Origin of the sequence: Litorivita sp. NS0012-18 (genome assembly GCF_040371945.1) — a bacterium.
Lineage (GTDB): Bacteria > Pseudomonadota > Alphaproteobacteria > Rhodobacterales > Rhodobacteraceae > Litorivita.
Map to the genome: position 1 here is coordinate 1,705,851 of NZ_BAABWS010000001.1, position 18,562 is coordinate 1,724,412.

Here is an 18,562-nt window from a genome sequence, read left to right on the forward strand (position 1 = left end):
GATTTACGCGTCCTTTGCAACGCGTGCGAGGGTCAGGATGCGCACATCTTTGGCACCTGCCTGCAAACAGACCTCTGTTGCCGCATGAAGCGTCGCCCCCGAGGTCAGCACATCATCAACCAGCAACACAGACCGCCCCGCCATACGATGGCGCCGTTTGGGGTGCGCCTTGATGGCCCCTTCAAGTTCGGAAAACCGTTCAGCATGGTCCATGCCCTTCAGCTTGGCCGTGCGCGTGGGCCGCTGTAACAAGTCGGGACAATAGGCAAGGCCCAGTTCATGCGCCAAAGCCGCGGCGAGCAAGGCCGATTGATTGAACCGCCGTTTGAGCATCCGCGTCCAATGCAAGGGAATCGGAGCCACAAGAAGATGCGCGGCAAGCAACGGCTGCGCACGCCGCGCCATCCATTTCGCGGCTGGCCTGACGATCTCGTGGCGGTCACCATATTTGAGCGCCAGAACCAGATCACGCCCCGTCCCCTCATAAAGCAGCGCCGCGCGCCCGTGCCGCCAAGGACGCGGATGATCCAGACAGATATCGCAAATGAGCGTGGCCCCGAGGTCTTCGCCGCCGCCATCGGGCAAAGGCGCGCCGCAGGCATCACAGCACGGATCATTGATAAACGGCGTGTCGCGCCAGCAGGTGGCGCAAAGGCCGAAATCGCTCTCAACCGTATCCCCGCAATGCAGGCAATGCGGCGGGTAAACAACGCGCAATGCCGTTTGAATTCCCATGCTCCCCCTCCTATGGTCCGCGCCATGACGCAAAACCCGATCCTCACCGACCGATCCGCTTTGACGCGCAACCGCAGGCGCGCTGGAACAGACTTCGCGCATTTCTTGCACGACGTGGCCGCCGAGGAGCTTCATGATCGCCTGTCTATGGTTAACAGAACCTTTACCGATCCGGCCCTCGTGACCGGACATAAGGCGTTTTGGCAAAAGAATTTTGACAGCGCGCAGATTGTTGAAGACGACGACACGCTTGATCTGGCGGTGCAGGCGCATGATCTGGTGATCCACGCCATGGCCCTGCATTGGGCCAGTGATCCGGTCGGGCAATTGGTACAGGCGCGCCGCGCCTTGCGGCCTGACGGGTTGTTTTTGGCGGTATTCTTTGGCGGGCAGACCCTATCGGAACTGCGCGCCGCCTTGGCGCAGGCCGAAAGCGAAGTGACCGGCGGAATCAGCCCGCGCATCGCGCCTATGGGAGAGATCCGCGATCTGGGCGGGCTGCTTCAGCGCGCCGGTTTTGCCCTGCCTGTGGCCGATAGCGTGCCGCTGACCGTCACCTACAAAAGCGCCTTTGACCTGATGCGCGACATACGGGCGATGGGCGAGGGCAATGCACTTCACGCCCGATTGCGCCGCCCGACCCGCCGCGCGCTCTTCACCCGCGCCGCCGAAATTTACGCGCTGCATTTTGCCGCAGAAGACCCGCAAGACGCAGGCCGGATCAAGGCAAGCTTTGAATTGACTGTTCTGACCGGATGGGCGCCAGATGCCAGTCAACAAAAGCCCCTGCGCCCTGGGTCAGCGGCGCAGCGCCTTGCCGATGCCTTGGGATCGACGGAAACGCCGCTTGAGCCGTGAGGTGAAAAAACGTTGAACCCTCGGACATTTCCACTATGTCCGATGAGGCTTTATACAGATACAGCCATCCAGATCAGGAGAGCCCGATGCCCGACGCATCCATGACCGCCACCTGCCCCGCGCATGCACCGAAGGACCACCCCAAAGTGCCCAGCGCCAAAGTCGGTGTGATCATCGCCAATCTCGGCACGCCCGATGGCACCGATTATTGGTCCATGCGCCGCTACCTGAACGAATTTCTGTCGGACCAGCGGGTGATCGATTATCCCAAATGGAAATGGCAGCCCCTGCTGCAACTGATCATCCTGACCAAACGTCCCTTCAGCTCGGGCGCGGCCTATCGGTCGATCTGGAACACCGAGAAGGACGAAAGCCCGCTTCTGACGATCACCCGCGACCAAACCGCCGCAATCCGCAGCGACTTGGAGACGCGTTACGGCGATCAGGTCATGGTGGATTTCGCCATGCGTTACGGCAATCCATCGACCAAATCCAAAGTGGATGAAATGGTCAAAGCCGGATGCACCAAAATCCTGTTTTTCCCGCTCTATCCGCAATATGCGGGAGCCACGACCGCCACGGCCAACGACGAATTTTTCCGCGCCCTGATGGAACAACCGGCCCAACCCGCCGCGCGCACCGTGCCGGAATATTTCGAAAGCCCCGAATACATCGATGCCCTCGCCGCATCGGTCGAACGCGCCTATGAAGCCGCCGAGAAAAAACCGGAGCTCTTGGTCGTCTCCTACCACGGCATGCCAAAGCGCTATTTGATGCAGGGCGACCCCTATCATTGCAAATGCCAAAAAACGACACGGCTTTTGCGCGAGCGGCTGGGTTGGGACGAGGGCCAGATCACCACGACCTTCCAATCGGTCTTTGGTCCCGAAGAATGGCTCAAACCCTATACGGTCAAAGAGGTGGCGCGATTGGCCGAGGAAGAGGGCAAGAAAAACATCGCCGTCATCGCCCCCGCCTTTTCCGCCGATTGCATCGAGACCCTCGAAGAGATCAACGAGGAAATCCGCGAAAGCTTTGAACATGCGGGCGGGGAAGATTTTCTCTATATCCCTTGCCTCAACGATGATCCGGCGCATATCCGCGCACTCACCGGAATTATCGAAGAAAACCTCAAGGGCTGGCTCGCCTAAGCGCACGCCCCGCCGCAACAAACACAAAAGCGCCGCGCTCCATACCCGAAGCCGGCGCTTTTTCTTTGGCCTCAAAAGCAGGCCCTAGATACGCAAAAGGCGGAGGGAAAACCCTCCGCCTTTCTGATTTGCCCGTTAAGGCGAAATCTTAGTTGTTTGCAACGGCTGCTGCGACAACTGCCAGAACCAACAGCGGGATCAGGATGCCCGAAGCCGAGGAAGAAGCTGTTTCTTCAACGATGACGGGTGCTTCCATCATGGGCTCGGAAACGTTGCCGGCCGATGCGGTGGTTGCTGCGGCTGCGAAAGCGGCTGCGAGTGCGATCTTTTTCATAGTAGTGTTCTCCAGATATTCGCCTGTTTTACGGCCAAACATGGCACGGACAGGCCCCAAGACTAAACCTCGTAGCGTTTTCTAACCATCAAATTTTGGCGATTGCAAACACTAGATTAATTCAACCCTGCCAACTCGGCAGATGTTTGTCAAATAAGCAACACTTGCGTGCCGACCTTGGTCAGATCGAAAAGCTCGGCGATATGCTCGTTGTAGAGCCCGATGCAGCCATTCGACGAGCGACGCCCGATTTTGCGCGTGTCATGTGTGCCGTGAATGCGGTAATAGGTCCAGCTGAGATAAAGCGCGTGGGTGCCAAGCGGATTATCAGGGCCAGGGCCGATGTAGTCCGGCCACTCGGGGTTGCGCTTAAGCATTGACGGTGTCGGACGCCAGCTTGGCCCTTCAACCTTTTGCACAACAGAGGTGCGCCCGCGGCGGGTCAGATCGTCGGTCAAAGGCACGCTGGACGGGTAAAGTTTGTAGATGCTTTCGTCCTCGGACCAATAATGCAAGGCGCGCGAGGTGATATCCACCAATACCGCGCCGCCGCTCAGATCCGAAAAATAGGGCCGCCAATCAAGCGACCGGAAGCTCGAAATATTGCGGCGTACCACTTCGGTAACATCACGCTCGATCTCGACGGTGCTATCGCCGTTCACGTCGGCCGTTTGCGCGAAGGCGCGCGAGACAAGCGCAGGTGTGCCTAGAAAAGCAGCAGTTCCCGCCAAAAAGGCACGGCGGCTGGATGGTTTATTGGTGTTCATTGCGAAAATCTCCGGACCGGAACGCATTCAATTGCCTCATCATATATGGCGCGAAAGCCGCAGTCGCAAATCAAACAACTGTTAACTGGCAATCTCACGCGCATGTGGGTTTGAAACGCAACGCCTCGCACGATAAGGCAGAGGGACACAAGTTTCAGGTGAGCCCTCATGATCCGACTAATTGCAATTGCCCTCGTCTCTGCCTTGACCCTTTCGGCTTGCGCACCGAGCGAACCCAGCCTCGGCCCCGATGGCAAGCCCCTGCCGCGGCTTTACCGCATTCCGAAGTCCGGCGAAGCCAAGCTGCAGTATCGCATGCTCGATTCGGTCAACTCCCTGCGCAGCGCCGCCGGCGCACAGCCCGTTACGCTCGATCCGCAACTGAACGCCGCTGCCGCGACCCATTCGCGCGATATGTCGGTGCAAAACCGCCCTTGGCATTTCGGCTCTGACGGCTCCTCGCCGATCGATCGCGTCCGCCGCGTCGGTTACACCGGCACGATGCTGGGCGAGAATATCTCAGAGACCTACGAAACCGAGGTCGAAACCCTTGGCGCTTGGATGGAAAAGCCGGACACGCGCGACGTGATTTTGGACAAACGCGCGCTGAATATGGGGTTTGCGTGGCACCAAGAGAGCAACGGCAAAATCTGGTGGACATTGATCATGGGCGATTAAGCCCTCCTTCGTCAGCACTGACATTGCAAAACGCAGACGGCCGCCCCAAACAGGCGGCCGCTTTCGCAACATGATCTGGTGCATCAAGGGTGGATGTAGATCGGCGTTCCGTCCCGCACCATTGCGAAAATCTGTTCGATCTCGCGATTGCGCACGGAAATACACCCTGCCGTCCAATCGCGTTGCGGCAATTTCTTACCCTTGGCGCGGTTCGGTTGCCCATGGATGAAAATATCACCGCCCGGCTCAACGCCCATTTCTTTGGCCTTCGCCACATCCGCCGCATTGGGATAGCTGATCCCGACCGACAAGTGGAATTTGCTGTTGGGATTGCGCCGGTCGATCACATAGGCCCCCTCCGGCGTGCGCCCGTCGCCCTCTTGGGATTTATGACCCTGCGGCGCGAAACCCAAACCGATGTCATATTTCTTGAGCGCCCTGCCATGGTGCATCAAATACATCGTTCGGTTCTCTTTATAGACCAGAACCTGCGTCACCTCGGGGCCATTATAGCCCCGCGAGCCGCCGCAGGACGCCAGCCCGAAAAACACCGCCAAGAGAAGGAATGCCCGAAAAATCACCATCATATTTTGCCCGATCGCACCGATAAGAAACTTTGCTCTTTTCTCACGCTCATACCAAACCCTGCCCTCTTGGCAAAGCGTCAAGACATATCGAAACTAATGCGCCCGTCCGAGCCGTGTCAGCCTCGGCAAAAAGCCGCCACAAGCTCCACATGCGCCGACCAACGGAACTGATCGACCACCTGCACCCACTCCATTCGGTATCCCGCATCGACCAATGCCTTGGCATCGCGCGCGAAACTCACGGGATTACAGGACACAAAGGCGATACGTGCGACCTGTGATCGGCAAAGCTCGGCCACCTGCGCCTCGGCCCCCGCGCGCGGCGGGTCGATCACTGCCGCATCAAAACGCTTGAGCTCGTCCGGCATCAAGGGACGGCGGAACAGATCGCGCGCCTCATGGCTGACCTTTTTCAACGCAGGCGCCTCGCGCCACCCGCGATCAAGCGCGGCAAGCATCTGGGCCTCGCCCTCGACCGCGTGCACCTCTGCTTTTTCCGCAATCGGCAGCGCGAAGGTTCCGCATCCGGCAAACAGATCAACCACCTGCGCGGCGCCGCCCACAATCTCGCGCACCGCCGCCAGAAGCGCCGCCTCGCCCGCGTCTGTCGCCTGCAAAAACGCACCCGCAGGGGGCACCACATGCGCGCGGCCGAACTGCTGTCGCGGCGGCTCGCGCATGGCAATCACCTCACCGTCCCACGTCAGCCGCGCCAAAGAGAACTCTTCTGCGATTGCCGGCAATCCGATGCGCAAATCGTTATCGAGCGGCTTGCCGCCGGTGACCGCCACATCCGCCCCATCCATCGAGCGCGTGACCATCACCGTCAATTCGCCCTTGCGCGAGCCGCCCAAGACCGCCAAAGCCTCCGCCGCTGGCCGCGCGGCCATCACGTCAGGGTGCAATAGCTGGCAATCGGGGATTTCAATGACGAGGCCGGAGGCGCGCGCGTGAAATCCGGCCATCGCGCCTTTCTTGGTCCGCTTGACCGAGAATCCGGCACGGCGGCGGCTTTGCGGCGGCGAGGTCTGGATCGGGCGAAACGCAGCCTCAAGCCCCTGCGCCTCCAGCGCGCGGCGCACCACATCGATCTTCCACTGGGCGACAAATTCGTCGCTCGCGTGCTGCAACTGGCACCCGCCGCAGGTTTTGAAATGGCGGCACGGCGCGGCGACGCGGTCGGCAGAAGGCGTAACAATGCGCACATCGGTGAGCCGCGTGCCGTCGGCGGTGCCGGTCACAACCTCACCAGGCAAGGTCAGCGGGGCAAACAGCGGGCCAGCAGCAATACCGTCACCCTGATGGCCCAATCTTTGGATTTTATATTCGCTCATATCGCCGCAATAGCGCGCAATCGGACGCCGCGAAAGCCCTAAGCCGAAAGCAGCGCCTCGCGCGCGAGCGAAAAATCCGACGCGATCCAGCGGGCCTCAAGCTCGGCAATCTTTGCCCCCAAGGCCGCGCCCTCATAGGCAGGCATCAGGTCTTGGGCCTTCACGGGGAATTGCGCCGCCGCGCCCTGTTCGGCCTCAGGCAGCGCCGCCGCATCAATCGGCGCCTCGAACAAGGCTGCGCGCAGCAAAAGAACGTCGCGCGCGCCCTCATAACCCATTCGATATCCCAACTCGCCCGCGCCGGTCATTGCGCCAATCGCCTCGCGCAGCCGCACCAGTTGCGCCGCCTCTTTGCGGCTCAACCGCAGCGCCGTCTCCGGCGCACCGCCCAAACAGGCCAGCCGCCGCATCGCATCCGGCTTTGCGCCGATGCTTCGCTCCAGATGCACCAAAGGGGCCAAACTGCGGTCATCGCCGCCCTCTATCACGCGCGCCAAAACACCACTTGCGCGCATCGCCGCCACGCTCGGCGCAGGGTCGAGCGCAGCCAAAAGCTTGCGCAATTCGGAGGTCACGCGTTCCGCCGACAGTCCCGACAACCCATCGAGATGCACAGCAATGGCCGCCAAGGCGTCGGCGTCCATCCCGCCCTGCGGGTCACCATACCAAGCATGAAAGCGGAAGAACCGCAAAATCCGCAGGTAATCTTCCTCGATCCGCGCGCTCGGATCATCAATGAACCGCACCCGCCGCGCCATCAGGTCATCCATCCCGCCCAGCGGATCAATCACCACTCCGCGCGCGTCGCAATACAGCGCGTTCATCGTGAAATCACGGCGACGCGCATCCTCTTCCACCCCATCGGCAAAGGCCACGACCGCATGGCGCCCATTGGTTTCAACGTCGCGCCGGAAGGTGGTGATCTCATGCGCAATGCCGCCGTTCACAACCGTGATCGTGCCATGATCGATCCCCGTTGGCACGGCGCGAAACCCCGCCGCCTCAGCCAGACCCACAACACGTTCGGGACGCGCATCGGTGGAGATATCAATGTCTGACACTGGCGCGCCGATCAGCGCATTTCGCACGCAGCCTCCGACAAAAAGCGCCTGATGACCCGCCTCTTCGAGCATATGGCAGACGGCCTGCGTTGGCGGCGCGCTCAGCCAACCCCCCTTCACGTGAAGGCTTTGCGGCGCGGCGCTGCTCATACGTCCATCCGGTCCGCAAGGCCGCGCAACACCCGCGCGGTGGCGCCCCAAATATAGTAGGGGCCATAGGGAACGGTGTAATAGGTCCGCTCCACCCCGCGCCAACGGCGCGATTGCGCGATATACTGCGCCGGATCGGCGACATGGGCGAGGGGCACTTCGAAGACCTCATCAACCTCACCTGCCTCCGGTTTGGGGGCAAAATCGGCTCTAACACGGCCCAAAACGGGCGTCATTTCAAAGCCCGTGACCGTTTCATGCGACGGCAGAACGCCCAACACCTCGACGTTATCGCGCTGCAACCCGATCTCTTCTTCGGCTTCGCGCAGCGCGGCAGCAATCACATCCGCGTCGCTGTCTTCTTGCTTGCCGCCTGGAAAGGCAATCTGTCCGGGGTGGTGTTTGAGGTGCGAAGCGCGTTTGGTCAAAATCAGATGCAGCGCGCCGCGACGCTCGATCAACGGCACCAACACGCCCGCTGCGCGCAGGCTGCGCCCCGTCATGCGAAGCGCGGGGTTCAGATCGAAATCAGAGGAGGCCTCGGTCGGCACATCAAGCGCGGCCAGAACCGGCGCGAAAAGCGCAGGTATATCCCCTGCGCGGTCTTTCACGATGCGTCATCCTGCGCTGGTGTCTCGGCGTCAAACCCGACCGACAGAGGGTCAAGATCATAATGCGCCGAGCAAAACTGGCAATCTGCCGTCACGCGCCCCTCGGGTGTTGTCATCTTCTCGATGTCGCGCGCCGAGTAGATCGACAGGCTTTGGCGCACCCTCTCTTCGGAGCAGGTGCAGCCAAAGCGCACCGATTGCGCATCAAACACCCGCGGGCCTTCCTCGTGGAACAGCCGCACCAGCAGATCGGTCGGTGGCACGCTCGGCCCGATCAATTCAAGGTCCTCAACCGTATCGAGCAAGATATTGGCACGGTTCCAGTTTTCTTCGGCGTTGCCTTCGACCAAATCGGCAGGGCGCAGCAAGCCGCCCTCGCCCGTCCCTTCACCCGAAGCCGCAAAGGGCGACGCTTTGGGCATATGTTGCAACATCACCCCGCCCGCGCGCCAATGCTCTTCTCCGCCGCGCTCGGTCGATTTGCCAAAGGACAGCGAAAAGCGGGTCGGCAATTGCTCGGATTGAGCAAAATAAGCCTCGGCGCAGGAGGCCAGAGATCCGCCGTCAAGCGGCGTAATCCCTTGATAGGGCTGCATCCCCTCACCCTGATCGATTAGAATGGCGAAATATCCTTCGCCCAGCTGCGCAAAAGGCGCCTCTTCGGTCAGACGCTCGGCGTCATAGCTGGCATAGGCGCGGATGCGCGCGGCGCGGCCATCCTCGGAGGGGCCGTAGTAATCTGTCGCAATCATGCGCACAGCGCCCTTGGTCTGCACCTGCAACGACAGTTTCCAGCGCAGCTTGATCGCTTGCCCGATCAATGCGGTCAACAGCGCCATTTCGGCGACCAAAGCTTCGACTTGCGCCGGATAGTCATGCTGCTTGAGGATGCCATCAAGCACCCCGTCCAGCCGCGCCACACGTCCGCGCACATCTGCATTGTCGAGCTGAAACGGCAATACCGTGTCGTCCCAAGCGAGTTTCGTTCCAAGTGTCATAGGGTTCCCTTCAAGGCCTTGGCTTGGCATACCGCGACTATATAGTCACGGCAAGGCGCGGTCCAAGGGCGCGCGGCGGCAGATGCGCCGGAAATGCGGTTAACAGCAGGATACCATCATGATCAGACGCTTTGGCTCGGCCCCCGAAACCGGTCGCAAATACATCCACCGCCCTGGCGTTTATGCTGTGCTTGCTCAGGGGGACGAGCTTCTTTTGACTTATCAATCCAAACCCTTCCCCGATCTGCAATTGCCTGGCGGCGGGATTGATGCGGGCGAGCATCCGTTGCAGGCCCTGCATCGCGAGGTATTGGAGGAAACAGGATATACCATCGACCGGCCCAAGCGCCTTGGGGCCTTCCGCCGCTATACGTTCATGCCCGAATACGACATCTGGGCCGAGAAGCTTTGCACGGTCTATCTTGCCCGTCCCGTGCGGCAAATTCACGAACCGACCGAGCCGGACCATATGGCGCTTTGGATGCCTGCATCCTTGGCCGCTGCAGAGCTTGGCAATGCGGGCGATCGGCATTTTGTGGCATCTTTGCTGAACTGACCCGCGCGGCAGGCGCTGTGCAAAGAGGCGCCGGGCAGCGCCTCTCGGACCGCCTAGATCGCCCCAGCATCTCCTTGATATTCCAAAAGGATCGCCGAGATATCATCGGGGAAATCCCGCCCTCCCGCAAAGTCGGTCAGCTTCCAGATCAGCGCCTCCAGAAGATTGGTGCCGCGCATGTCTTTGAGCCCGCCAATGATCTCTTCGAGCCCCTCTTCATCGAGCTGCGCGCCGTTGGCATCAGGGCATTCCACCACCCCGTCGGACAGGATCAAGAGCCGATCCCCCGCATGGAGTTGCCGCTCGAACACCTCAAAATGCGCCCCTTCGATCAATCCAACCGGAAGCCCTCCCGGCCCGCTTTGCTCGATGGTCCCGTCGGCTCGTTGCACCAAGGGATGCGGATGGCCCGCCTGCACCATAACCACGCGGCCGGTTGCAAGATCTACATCCGCCAAGAGCAGCGTAAAGTAATGCTCGGTCTCCATCTCGCCCAGAACCAATTGATTAAGCTTGGCCGCAACCTCATCCAGCGGCAAAGGTTCGTAGCTTCCATCCAATTGTTTTTGCATCGCAATATTTTGCTCTGGCGAAGAAGAGGACAGATAGCCCGCAAGCCGCGCCGTCATCAATGCCGAGCTGATCCCGTGGCCGGAGACGTCGATCCCGTAAAGCCCGATGCGCGTGTCGCTGATCGGGTAGAACCCGACAAGATCACCGCCGACGTGACCGGAGGAGCGCAGCAAAAGCGACAGATCCGCAGAGCCGAAATCACGGTATCGTTCCGGCACGAGGCTCTGCTGAAGCTTCTTCGCCTCCAGCAAATCACTGTCGAGGGAATCATAGAGCGCCTGAAGCTCGTCGAGCGTTTCGGTGATCAACCGGTTTTTCTCGGTCAACTCGCGCTCCATACGCAAAATCCGCTCGCCCGCAGCGATTCGGGCGCGCAATTCGCTAGCGCTGACCGGTTTGGAGAGAAAGTCATCTGCCCCGTTATCGAGGCCGCGCGCCACTTCGCCCTTTTCCGATTTCGATGTCAGAAGGATGAAATAGCCATAGCTCTCGCGCTCCATCGCGCGGAACGCCTGACAAAATTCAAGCCCGTCCATTTCGGGCATCATCCAATCGGAAAGCACAAGATCGGGTGGCGATTGGCGGCATATTTCCAAGGCCTCGCGGCCCGATTCTGCCTCCAGAACCTCAAAACCCCATTTGCTCAGTGATGCGCTCAGGATGCGCCGTTGCAAACGGCTGTCATCGACCACCAACACGCGCTTGATCGCGCGCGTTTGCGGGGCGCTCGCGTCGCCTGCTGTGTCGATATCCTGTGCCGCTCTCACACGTAATCCCATGCCGCGCAAAGCGGCGTTACCTCATATGGGAACAGCGATATCCGTGCCGGTTTAATAAGCTGTAAAATGGAAAAATTGACCCAAATCCAAGCGGATTTGCCCAGCGCGCGTCTTCGCGATCCAGAATTTATTAATGCTTCCGGTTCCTAATATTCAAAACTCACGACCTGAGGGAAGAATCATGATCGATTGGGCGCGCGTGACCGAATTGCGGGACGAGATTGGCGCAGAAGACTTTGCCGAAGTTGTCGAATTGTTTCTCGACGAGGTCGGCGACGGTGTCGCGCGGCTTGGCCCCGATCTGGACGCAGGTGCGCTTGAGGCCGAGTTGCACTTTTTGAAAGGCAGCGCCCTGAATTTGGGGTTTTCGGAATTCTCATCCCTCTGCGAAGCGGGGGAAAAACGCGCGGGCGAAGGCCACACGGATGGCATTGATCTCGATGCAATTTCGAGCAGCTTTGCTGCCTCCATGAATGCCTTCAATGCAGAGCTCGACGCCCGACTGGCGGCGTAATTCGGCCCGCCGCGCGCGGCTCAAATCAGGAATTGCGCCAAAATTTCGTCTTCTGTGATATCTTGATAAGTGAAATGCGCCGCATCCAGCGCCGCAAACAAACGATCGAAATTCGCCGCCTCTTGCGTTTCAATCCCGATCAGAACCGAGCCGAAGTTGCGCGCTGATTTCTTCAGATACTCGAACCGCGCGATATCATCTTGCGGGCCAAGGATGCCAAGAAATTCCTTGAGCGCACCTGGCCGTTGCGGCAGCCGCAAAATGAAATATTTCTTTTGCCCCGAATAGCGCAGCGCGCGCTCTTTGACCTCGGGCAGGCGTTCGAAATCGAAATTGCCGCCCGACGTGACACACACCACGGTTTTGCCGCGGATATCTTCCGCAATATCGCCCAGCGCATCAATCGCCAAGGCGCCTGCAGGCTCCAAAACGATGCCCTCGACATTGAGCATATCGAGCATGGTCACGCAAATCCGGTCCTCCGGCGCGGCAAGGATATCGCGCGGATCCACATCTTTGAGCCGCTCGAATGGCAACGCCCCGATCCGCGCCACAGCAGCGCCATCAACAAAGCTATCCACCTTGTTGAGCACCACCGGCGCGCCTGCCTCGACCGCAGCGGCAAGGCTCGCGCCTCCCATCGGCTCGACAAAGCTATAGGGTTGATCCGGCCCCAAAACCGACCGCACCCCCGCCGCCAAACCGCCGCCGCCGACAGGCAAAACAATATGGTCCGGCGCGCGGCCCAATTGGTCGAGGATTTCAATCGCCACGCTGGCTTGACCTTCGATCACATCGCCGTCGTCAAAGGGCGCGAGAAAATGCGCGCCCGCCTTAGCGCACCAAGTTTGCGCCGCGCCGAGCGTGTCGTCGAAATAATCGCCAACCAACCGGATTTCGACCGCATCGCCGCCAAAGATTCGCGTCTTGTTGACCTTTTGCGCGGGCGTCGTCACCGGCATAAAGATCACGCCCCTGACCCCGAAATGGCTGCACATGTAGGCAACGCCCTGCGCGTGATTGCCCGCGCTGGCACAAACAAAAACCGCTCTTTCGGGGTCATCTGCCAACACCTTGCGCATCGCATTGAACGCCCCGCGCAATTTATACGACCGCACTGGCGTCAGGTCTTCGCGCTTGAGCCAGATGTCGGCCCCGAAGCGCTCGCTCAAATGGGCGTTACGTTGCAAAGGCGTTGCGTCAAACACAGCGCGCATCTCGTCAGTGGCCGCGCGGGCCGTATCGGTAAAGCTGTCCATAGACGATCAAGTGACGCAAGCGCGGCGGTATGGCAAGAAAACAAACCGCCAAAAACACACCTAGCTCAAAGGCTACCGCGCCGCCACCTGGGCCGCGCAAGTTGTAGGCCGCGCCAATGGTCACCAAGATCATCAAAAGCATCGGCACCAAAGCAATTTGCGCGGCCGCTTTGCCATTGTTCAAAACCAGCTGGATCGCCTTTGCAAAAATCTTGAAACCGATCACATCGATGCCTTTCTCTCGCTAAAGGCGAAATTGCCCCGCAAGAGCGGCAAAGAAAAGGCCCTGCGCCCGCCTCTCCCTTGCCCTGCGGCAAAAAAGGCGCTATCGGCGCTGCGATATCCGATGAAGGGAAAACAATATGTCCGCGCCCAAAAAATTCGCCCCGAAGAAGGTTGTTCTGGCCTATTCCGGTGGTCTTGATACGTCGATCATCCTGAAATGGTTGCAAACCGAATATGGCTGCGAGGTCGTGACCTTTACCGCCGATCTGGGCCAAGGCGAAGAGTTGGAGCCCGCGCGCGCCAAAGCCGAGCTCTTGGGCATCAAACCCGAGAACATCCATATCGAAGACATCCGCGAAGAGTTCGTGCGCGATTTCGTCTTCCCGATGTTCCGCGCCAATGCGCTCTACGAGGGTCTCTACCTGCTCGGCACCTCGATTGCGCGTCCGCTGATTTCCAAACGTCTGGTCGAGATCGCCGCCGCTTGCGGTGCCGACGCGGTTGCCCATGGGGCCACGGGCAAGGGCAATGATCAGGTGCGTTTCGAATTGGCCTGCTACGCGCTCAACCCCGACATCAAGGTCATCGCGCCGTGGCGTGAGTGGGATTTGACCTCGCGCACCCGCCTGTTGGAATTCGCCGAGAAGAACCAGATCCCCGTCGCCAAAGACAAGCGCGGCGAAGCGCCCTTCTCGGTCGATGCGAACCTGTTGCACACCTCCTCCGAAGGCAAGGTTCTCGAAGATCCCGCCGTGGCCGCGCCCGACTACGTCTACCAACGCACTGTCGCGCCCGAAGATGCGCCGAACGAGCCGGAATTCATCGAGGTCGGCTTTGAGCGCGGTGACGCCGTGTCGATCAATGGCGAGGCAATGAGCCCCGCGACGATCCTGACCAAGCTGAACGAACTGGGCGGCAAACACGGCATTGGCCGTCTTGATTTTGTCGAGAACCGCTTTGTCGGTATGAAATCGCGTGGCATCTATGAAACCCCTGGCGGCACGGTGCTCCTCGAGGCGCACCGCGGGATCGAACAAATCACGCTGGACAGCGGTGCGGGCCATCTCAAAGACAGCCTGATGCCCCGCTATGCCGAGTTGATCTATAACGGCTTTTGGTTCTCGCCAGAGCGCGAAATGCTGCAAGCCGCGATCGACAAGAGTCAAGAACACGTCACCGGCACCGTCCGCGTGAAGCTCTACAAAGGCGCGGCAACCACCGTTGGCCGCTGGTCCGATCACTCGCTCTATTCCGAAGCCCATGTGACCTTCGAGGATGACGCGGGTGCCTATGACCAAAAAGACGCGGCAGGCTTCATCCAATTGAACGCTTTGCGGCTCAAACTGCTCGGCGCGCGCAATCGTCGCCTCAAGGGCTAGGATTACGCCGAATTAGAGACTGATTAGCCCCTCGCATGATCCATGCGGGGGGCTTTTTTGTTTTCCGCATGGCGGTAAACTCCACTCACCTTAGCGTGACATGAGTGACATGGGGATTGGCAGGGCGGCCCGCGTCGCGCCACAGTCGGGAAAACATGTTCCAACCCGCGCGGAGGTGCGCCATGCCAAACGTTCTAGACCACATCAAACCCCTCGCTTTATCCGCTCTGATCGGATTGGCTCTCTTGCTACAATGCACCCGTGCCCACGCAGCCGGAAGCGAAACGCTCATCGTTGCGGGCGGCTGTTTCTGGTGCGTCGAAAGCGATTTTGAAAGCGTCAAAGGCGTGAAATCCGCGGTATCGGGCTATACGGGCGGCACCACCGATAACCCGACCTACAAACAGGTCGGGCGCGGCGGCACCGGTCACTATGAGGCGGTAAAGATCACCTTTGATCCTGCGCAGGTCAGCCGAGAAAAACTCCTCGGGCTGTTCTTCCGCTCGATTGACCCGACCGACGCTGGTGGTCAGTTCTGTGACCGCGGCGAACCCTATCGCACGGCTATTTTCGTCTCTAATCCCGCAGAAAAGGCCCTTGCCGATGCTGCCAAGGCTGAGGCTCAATCCGCACTTGGCAAGAAAATTGTCACGCCCATCCTCGATGCGAAAACCTTTTATAACGCCGAAGGCTATCATCAGGACTACTACAAGGGCGACAATCTGGTCGTGACCCGCTTCGGACCGATCAAACAATCCAAAGCCTACAAGAAATACCGCGAAGGCTGTGGCCGCGATGCGCGCGTCAAACAGCTTTGGGGCAGCGCTGCACCCTTCGTCGGTCACTGAGCGTTTAGAAACGCATCGACCTCTGCTCGGGCGGGGATCGCATCTGCGGTTCCCGCCCGTGTCACCTTCAAACCCGCTGCCACCGAGGCCAAACGCATCGCATCGTTCGGCTCCATCCCTTCGGACAGGCCCGTTGCGAGATAGCCCGCAAATGTATCGCCCGCGCCCGTGGTGTCCTTGGTCGCGACCTTCATTGCGGGCACCGTAAACGTCGCCCCGCCCCGCGTTTCCCATATCGCGCCTTTGGCGCCTCGGGTGGTGACCATGTCCGCCGTCCGAATCGGCCCTTCGGGCAGGCCCATGGCGCGCCGCAGCTCGCGCGCCTCGCCCTCATTGACCAACAGCAGCGATATGAACGGTACGATCTCACGCACAGCACCCGCGTCAAAAGGCGCAGCGGAATAGATAACAAATAGACCCTGTTCCTGCGCAACTCGCGCTGCGTCAGTGGTTAGATTGGTTTCGTTTTGCAGCAACAACACATCACCAGCCTCGGCCTGCGCCAAAGCCGCCTCAAGCTGCGCGAGCGATAAGGCGCGATTGGCTCCTGCGAAAATGACGATGGAGTTCTCGCCGCCCTCCTCAACATTGATAATCGCATGGCCCGACGGCACATCCAGCGTCGCCACATGCGTGCAATCTACGCCAAGCTCGACCATACGCGCGCGCATCCACACACCATCCGGCCCGACAGCCCCGATATGCACCACCCGCGCACCCGCGCGCGCGGCCGCCACCGATTGGTTCGCGCCTTTGCCGCCAAGCCCGGTGGAATAGTCACTGCAGGCCAATGTTTCCCCCGGCTGCGGCAAACGCGGCAGCCGGTAGAAATGATCGGCATTGATCGAGCCAAAGGTGAAAATGGTCATCCGCGTCCCCCTACGGGATCAGCCGACCTTGCACGCCGCCAAAACCGCCATATTCAAAATGTCATTCACCGTCGAGTTAGACGAGCAAATCTGGATCGAAGCGTCAACACCGGCGAGAATCGGGCCAATCACCGTCGCGCCGCCCATCTCTTGCATCAGCTTGACCGAGATCGAGGCCGAGTGCCGCGCCGGGACCACAAGGATGTTCGCAGGTCCTGTCAGGCGCGAGAAGGGATAGGCCTCTTGCGCTTTGACGTTCAACGCCACATCGACGGTCATCTCGCCTTCGAACTCGAAATCAACGCCGCGCTGTTCGAGAACTTGGGGCGCAATGTGCATTTTATGCGCCCGCTCCGACACCGGATATCCAAAGGTCGAAAAACTTACAAAGGCCACACGCGGCTCAAGCCCGAGGTGGCGCGCTACATCCGCCGAGCGCTCGGCAATCGTCGCCAGATCGTTCTCGTCCGGCCACTCGTGAACCAGCGTATCAGAGATCAACACGATGCGGCCATTATGCAGCAAGGCGGTGACGCCCGCCGCGCCTTGGTGCGCCTCGGCGTCGAACACATGGTTGATCCGCTCAAGCACATGCGCCGATTTACGCGTCGCACCCGTGACCAAGCCGTCGCCATGCCCATGCGCAAGCATCAGGGCCGAAAACACGTGGCGGTCGCGCGCCGCCAAACGGTGGATGTCGTGGCGGTCATAGCCTTTGCGCTGCAGCCGTTCGTACAGGAAATCCTTGTATTGCGCCAAGTGGCGGGTATTCGCGGCATTGACGATTTCCAACTCGCGCACCGCTTCGGGCAAACCGACAGCGGCGAGCTTTTCCTTCACATCGGCCTCGCGCCCGATCACCAAAGCCTTGCCCAACCCAGAGCGTTGGTATTGCACCGCCGCACGCAACACCCGCGGATCGTCGCCTTCGGCAAAAATCATCCGCGCCTGTGCATTGCGGGCACGGGCGTGAATGCCCTGCAAGATCGAAGCCGTCGGATCCATCCGCGATTTGAGCGAAATCTCATAGGCTTCCATGTCAATAATCGGACGCCGCGCGGCGCCCGTCTGCATCCCTGCCTTCGCCACGGCGGGCGGAATGCGGTAGATAAGCCGCGGGTCAAACGGCGTCGGGATAATATAGTCGCGCCCGAAGGACAGCGCACGCCCGTAAGCCATGGCGACTTCGTCCGGCACATCCTCGCGCGCCAGCTCCGCCAAGGCTTCGGCACAGGCGATCTTCATCTCGTCGTTGATCGCACGGGCATGGATGTCGAGCGCCCCGCGGAACAGGTAGGGAAAACCGAGCACATTGTTCACTTGGTTCGGGTAATCCGAACGGCCCGTGGCGACAATCGCGTCGGCGCGCACGGCATGGGCCTCTTCGGGTGTGATCTCTGGATCGGGGTTGGCCATGGCGAAAATGACCGGATTATCAGCCATGCTTTCGACCATCGCAGGGGTCACGGCCCCCTTGACCGACACGCCAAGGAACACATCCGCGTCCTTCATGGCCTCTTCCAAAGTGCGCGCATCGGTCACCGCCGCATGGGCCGATTTCCATTGGTTCATGCCCTCGGTGCGACCTTGGTAGATCACGCCTTTGGTGTCGCACATGATGCAATTGTCATGCTTGGCACCCATGGATTTCAAAAGCTCAAGGCAGGCAATCCCCGCCGCGCCCGCACCGTTCAACACGATGCGCACGTCCTCGATTTTCTTGCCCGATATATGCAGCGCGTTGATCAAACCCGCCGCGCAAATCACCGCTGTGCCGTGTTGGTCATCGTGGAAGACGGGGATGTCCATTTCTTCCTTGAGCCGCTGCTCGATGATGAAACACTCGGGCGCTTTGATGTCCTCAAGGTTGATACCCCCGAACGTCGGACCCATCAATTTGATCGCCGCGATCAAGGCTTCCGGGTCTTCGCTGTCCAATTCGATATCGATCGAATTCACATCCGCAAAGCGTTTGAACAAAACCGCCTTGCCCTCCATCACCGGTTTCGATCCCAGCGCACCAAGATTGCCAAGACCCAAAACCGCCGTGCCGTTCGAAATCACCGCGACGAGGTTGCCCTTGTTGGTGTAATCATAGGCCGTTTCAGGATTGGCCGCGATCGCCTCGCAGGGCACCGCAACACCTGGAGAATAGGCAAGAGAAAGATCGCGCTGCGTGCTCATCGGCACGGTTGCGCTGATCTCGAATTTGCCTGGGGTCGGCTCTAGGTGAAAGGCAAGCGCCTCTTCTGCGGTAACTTTATTCTTCGACATTGCGGCTCTGTTCCTATCTGGG

At 59.9% G+C, this 18,562-nt stretch carries 20 protein-coding genes; 7 read left to right on the plus strand and 13 right to left on the minus strand.

The genetic code is table 11. From position 1 onward, the window contains the following. Nucleotides 1–3 precede the first annotated feature (3 nt). The gene (locus tag ABWV64_RS08200; protein WP_353343918.1) at nucleotides 4–735 is read right to left on the minus strand and encodes a ComF family protein; all 732 of its coding nucleotides are present in this window, start codon (nucleotides 733–735) and stop codon (nucleotides 4–6) included. 24 nt (nucleotides 736–759) lie between these two features. On the opposite strand from ABWV64_RS08200, the gene ABWV64_RS08205 reads away from it, so the two are divergent. Together ABWV64_RS08205 and hemH are read left to right on the plus strand one after the other, a co-directional pair. Beyond that, nucleotides 760–1,593: a methyltransferase domain-containing protein gene (locus tag ABWV64_RS08205; protein ID WP_353343920.1), complete on the plus strand. Its 834-nt coding sequence runs from the start codon at nucleotides 760–762 to the stop codon at nucleotides 1,591–1,593. Between the two features lie 86 nt (nucleotides 1,594–1,679). Next, nucleotides 1,680–2,744 carry a ferrochelatase gene (gene hemH, locus ABWV64_RS08210; protein WP_353343922.1) on the plus strand — a complete coding sequence of 355 codons (1,065 nt, stop codon included), beginning with the start codon at nucleotides 1,680–1,682 and terminating at the stop codon, nucleotides 2,742–2,744. Nucleotides 2,745–2,892: 148 nt separating this feature from the next. On the opposite strand, the gene ABWV64_RS08215 is transcribed toward hemH, so the two are convergent. After that, a complete protein-coding gene (locus ABWV64_RS08215) occupies nucleotides 2,893–3,078 on the minus strand; it encodes a hypothetical protein (protein WP_353343924.1) in 186 nt (61 codons plus the stop codon). A gap of 149 nt (nucleotides 3,079–3,227) precedes the next feature. Beyond that, entirely contained in the window at nucleotides 3,228–3,845 is a 618-nt protein-coding gene (locus ABWV64_RS08220; RefSeq protein WP_353343926.1) for a L,D-transpeptidase, read from the minus strand. Between the two features lie 168 nt (nucleotides 3,846–4,013). Between ABWV64_RS08220 and dalA the strand changes: the two genes are divergently transcribed. Beyond that, nucleotides 4,014–4,523: a divisome-associated lipoprotein DalA gene (gene dalA, locus ABWV64_RS08225; RefSeq protein ID WP_353343928.1), complete on the plus strand. Its 510-nt coding sequence runs from the start codon at nucleotides 4,014–4,016 to the stop codon at nucleotides 4,521–4,523. Between the two features lie 83 nt (nucleotides 4,524–4,606). Here the strand turns inward: dalA and ABWV64_RS08230 are convergent, their stop codons facing one another. The 5 genes from ABWV64_RS08230 to hslO form a co-directional block, all read right to left on the minus strand. Further along, complete coding sequence (locus ABWV64_RS08230) at nucleotides 4,607–5,107, minus strand: L,D-transpeptidase family protein (RefSeq protein WP_353344572.1); 501 nt, start codon at nucleotides 5,105–5,107, stop codon at nucleotides 4,607–4,609. Nucleotides 5,108–5,226: 119 nt separating this feature from the next. Beyond that, nucleotides 5,227–6,444 carry a class I SAM-dependent RNA methyltransferase gene (locus ABWV64_RS08235; protein ID WP_353343930.1) on the minus strand — a complete coding sequence of 406 codons (1,218 nt, stop codon included), beginning with the start codon at nucleotides 6,442–6,444 and terminating at the stop codon, nucleotides 5,227–5,229. A 38-nt stretch (nucleotides 6,445–6,482) separates the two neighbouring features. After that, entirely contained in the window at nucleotides 6,483–7,655 is a 1,173-nt protein-coding gene (locus ABWV64_RS08240; RefSeq protein ID WP_353343932.1) for a CCA tRNA nucleotidyltransferase, read from the minus strand. Then, the gene (locus ABWV64_RS08245; RefSeq protein ID WP_502902626.1) at nucleotides 7,652–8,266 is read right to left on the minus strand and encodes a CoA pyrophosphatase; all 615 of its coding nucleotides are present in this window, start codon (nucleotides 8,264–8,266) and stop codon (nucleotides 7,652–7,654) included. Before ABWV64_RS08245 ends, ABWV64_RS08240 begins: the two co-directional genes overlap by 4 nt. Beyond that, nucleotides 8,263–9,264: an Hsp33 family molecular chaperone HslO gene (gene hslO, locus ABWV64_RS08250; RefSeq protein ID WP_353343934.1), complete on the minus strand. Its 1,002-nt coding sequence runs from the start codon at nucleotides 9,262–9,264 to the stop codon at nucleotides 8,263–8,265. The genes ABWV64_RS08245 and hslO overlap by 4 nt, the downstream gene beginning before the upstream one ends. A 118-nt stretch (nucleotides 9,265–9,382) precedes the next feature. On the opposite strand from hslO, the gene ABWV64_RS08255 reads away from it, so the two are divergent. Further along, nucleotides 9,383–9,820, plus strand: a complete 438-nt coding sequence (locus ABWV64_RS08255; protein ID WP_353343936.1) for an NUDIX hydrolase — start codon at nucleotides 9,383–9,385, stop codon at nucleotides 9,818–9,820. Nucleotides 9,821–9,873: 53 nt separating this feature from the next. Here ABWV64_RS08255 and ABWV64_RS08260 read toward each other — a convergent pair whose 3' ends face one another. Further along, nucleotides 9,874–11,142 carry a PP2C family protein-serine/threonine phosphatase gene (locus ABWV64_RS08260; protein ID WP_502902641.1) on the minus strand — a complete coding sequence of 423 codons (1,269 nt, stop codon included), beginning with the start codon at nucleotides 11,140–11,142 and terminating at the stop codon, nucleotides 9,874–9,876. Nucleotides 11,143–11,353: 211 nt separating this feature from the next. Between ABWV64_RS08260 and ABWV64_RS08265 the strand changes: the two genes are divergently transcribed. Continuing rightward, complete coding sequence (locus tag ABWV64_RS08265; protein WP_353343938.1) at nucleotides 11,354–11,686, plus strand: Hpt domain-containing protein; 333 nt, start codon at nucleotides 11,354–11,356, stop codon at nucleotides 11,684–11,686. Nucleotides 11,687–11,706: 20 nt separating this feature from the next. Here ABWV64_RS08265 and ilvA read toward each other — a convergent pair whose 3' ends face one another. Continuing rightward, complete coding sequence (gene ilvA, locus ABWV64_RS08270) at nucleotides 11,707–12,945, minus strand: threonine ammonia-lyase IlvA (protein ID WP_353343940.1); 1,239 nt, start codon at nucleotides 12,943–12,945, stop codon at nucleotides 11,707–11,709. Then, the gene (locus tag ABWV64_RS08275) at nucleotides 12,908–13,171 is read right to left on the minus strand and encodes a hypothetical protein (protein WP_353343942.1); all 264 of its coding nucleotides are present in this window, start codon (nucleotides 13,169–13,171) and stop codon (nucleotides 12,908–12,910) included. Before ABWV64_RS08275 ends, ilvA begins: the two co-directional genes overlap by 38 nt. 136 nt (nucleotides 13,172–13,307) lie before the next feature. Here ABWV64_RS08275 and ABWV64_RS08280 point away from each other — a divergent pair, with 136 nt between their 5' ends. Both ABWV64_RS08280 and msrA read left to right on the plus strand, forming a co-directional pair. Beyond that, a complete protein-coding gene (locus tag ABWV64_RS08280; RefSeq protein WP_353343944.1) occupies nucleotides 13,308–14,549 on the plus strand; it encodes an argininosuccinate synthase in 1,242 nt (413 codons plus the stop codon). A 182-nt stretch (nucleotides 14,550–14,731) separates the two neighbouring features. Next, nucleotides 14,732–15,397, plus strand: coding sequence for a peptide-methionine (S)-S-oxide reductase MsrA (gene msrA / locus ABWV64_RS08285; protein WP_353343946.1), 666 nt, complete (start codon nucleotides 14,732–14,734; stop codon nucleotides 15,395–15,397). Here the strand turns inward: msrA and ABWV64_RS08290 are convergent. Together ABWV64_RS08290 and ABWV64_RS08295 are read right to left on the minus strand one after the other, a co-directional pair. After that, the gene (locus ABWV64_RS08290) at nucleotides 15,391–16,266 is read right to left on the minus strand and encodes a ribokinase (protein WP_353343948.1); all 876 of its coding nucleotides are present in this window, start codon (nucleotides 16,264–16,266) and stop codon (nucleotides 15,391–15,393) included. The genes msrA and ABWV64_RS08290 overlap by 7 nt on opposite strands. 18 nt (nucleotides 16,267–16,284) lie before the next feature. Then, nucleotides 16,285–18,540, minus strand: a complete 2,256-nt coding sequence (locus tag ABWV64_RS08295; protein WP_353343950.1) for an NADP-dependent malic enzyme — start codon at nucleotides 18,538–18,540, stop codon at nucleotides 16,285–16,287. Between the last annotated feature and the right edge of the window lie 22 nt (nucleotides 18,541–18,562).

Coding starts and splice junctions, on each gene's coding strand:
- ABWV64_RS08255 (WP_353343936.1), top strand. CDS start 9,383: ATGATCAGACGCTTTGGCTCGGCCCCCGAAACCGGTCGCAAATACATC.
- ABWV64_RS08235 (WP_353343930.1), bottom strand. CDS start 6,444: ATGAGCGAATATAAAATCCAAAGATTGGGCCATCAGGGTGACGGTATT.
- ABWV64_RS08200 (WP_353343918.1), bottom strand. CDS start 735: ATGGGAATTCAAACGGCATTGCGCGTTGTTTACCCGCCGCATTGCCTG.
- hslO (WP_353343934.1), bottom strand. CDS start 9,264: ATGACACTTGGAACGAAACTCGCTTGGGACGACACGGTATTGCCGTTT.
- ABWV64_RS08295 (WP_353343950.1), bottom strand. CDS start 18,540: ATGTCGAAGAATAAAGTTACCGCAGAAGAGGCGCTTGCCTTTCACCTA.
- ABWV64_RS08240 (WP_353343932.1), bottom strand. CDS start 7,655: ATGAGCAGCGCCGCGCCGCAAAGCCTTCACGTGAAGGGGGGTTGGCTG.
- ABWV64_RS08215 (WP_353343924.1), bottom strand. CDS start 3,078: ATGAAAAAGATCGCACTCGCAGCCGCTTTCGCAGCCGCAGCAACCACC.
- hemH (WP_353343922.1), top strand. CDS start 1,680: ATGCCCGACGCATCCATGACCGCCACCTGCCCCGCGCATGCACCGAAG.
- ABWV64_RS08280 (WP_353343944.1), top strand. CDS start 13,308: ATGTCCGCGCCCAAAAAATTCGCCCCGAAGAAGGTTGTTCTGGCCTAT.
- ABWV64_RS08205 (WP_353343920.1), top strand. CDS start 760: ATGACGCAAAACCCGATCCTCACCGACCGATCCGCTTTGACGCGCAAC.
- ABWV64_RS08290 (WP_353343948.1), bottom strand. CDS start 16,266: ATGACCATTTTCACCTTTGGCTCGATCAATGCCGATCATTTCTACCGG.
- dalA (WP_353343928.1), top strand. CDS start 4,014: ATGATCCGACTAATTGCAATTGCCCTCGTCTCTGCCTTGACCCTTTCG.
- ABWV64_RS08230 (WP_353344572.1), bottom strand. CDS start 5,107: ATGGTGATTTTTCGGGCATTCCTTCTCTTGGCGGTGTTTTTCGGGCTG.
- ABWV64_RS08265 (WP_353343938.1), top strand. CDS start 11,354: ATGATCGATTGGGCGCGCGTGACCGAATTGCGGGACGAGATTGGCGCA.
- ilvA (WP_353343940.1), bottom strand. CDS start 12,945: ATGGACAGCTTTACCGATACGGCCCGCGCGGCCACTGACGAGATGCGC.
- ABWV64_RS08220 (WP_353343926.1), bottom strand. CDS start 3,845: ATGAACACCAATAAACCATCCAGCCGCCGTGCCTTTTTGGCGGGAACT.
- msrA (WP_353343946.1), top strand. CDS start 14,732: ATGCCAAACGTTCTAGACCACATCAAACCCCTCGCTTTATCCGCTCTG.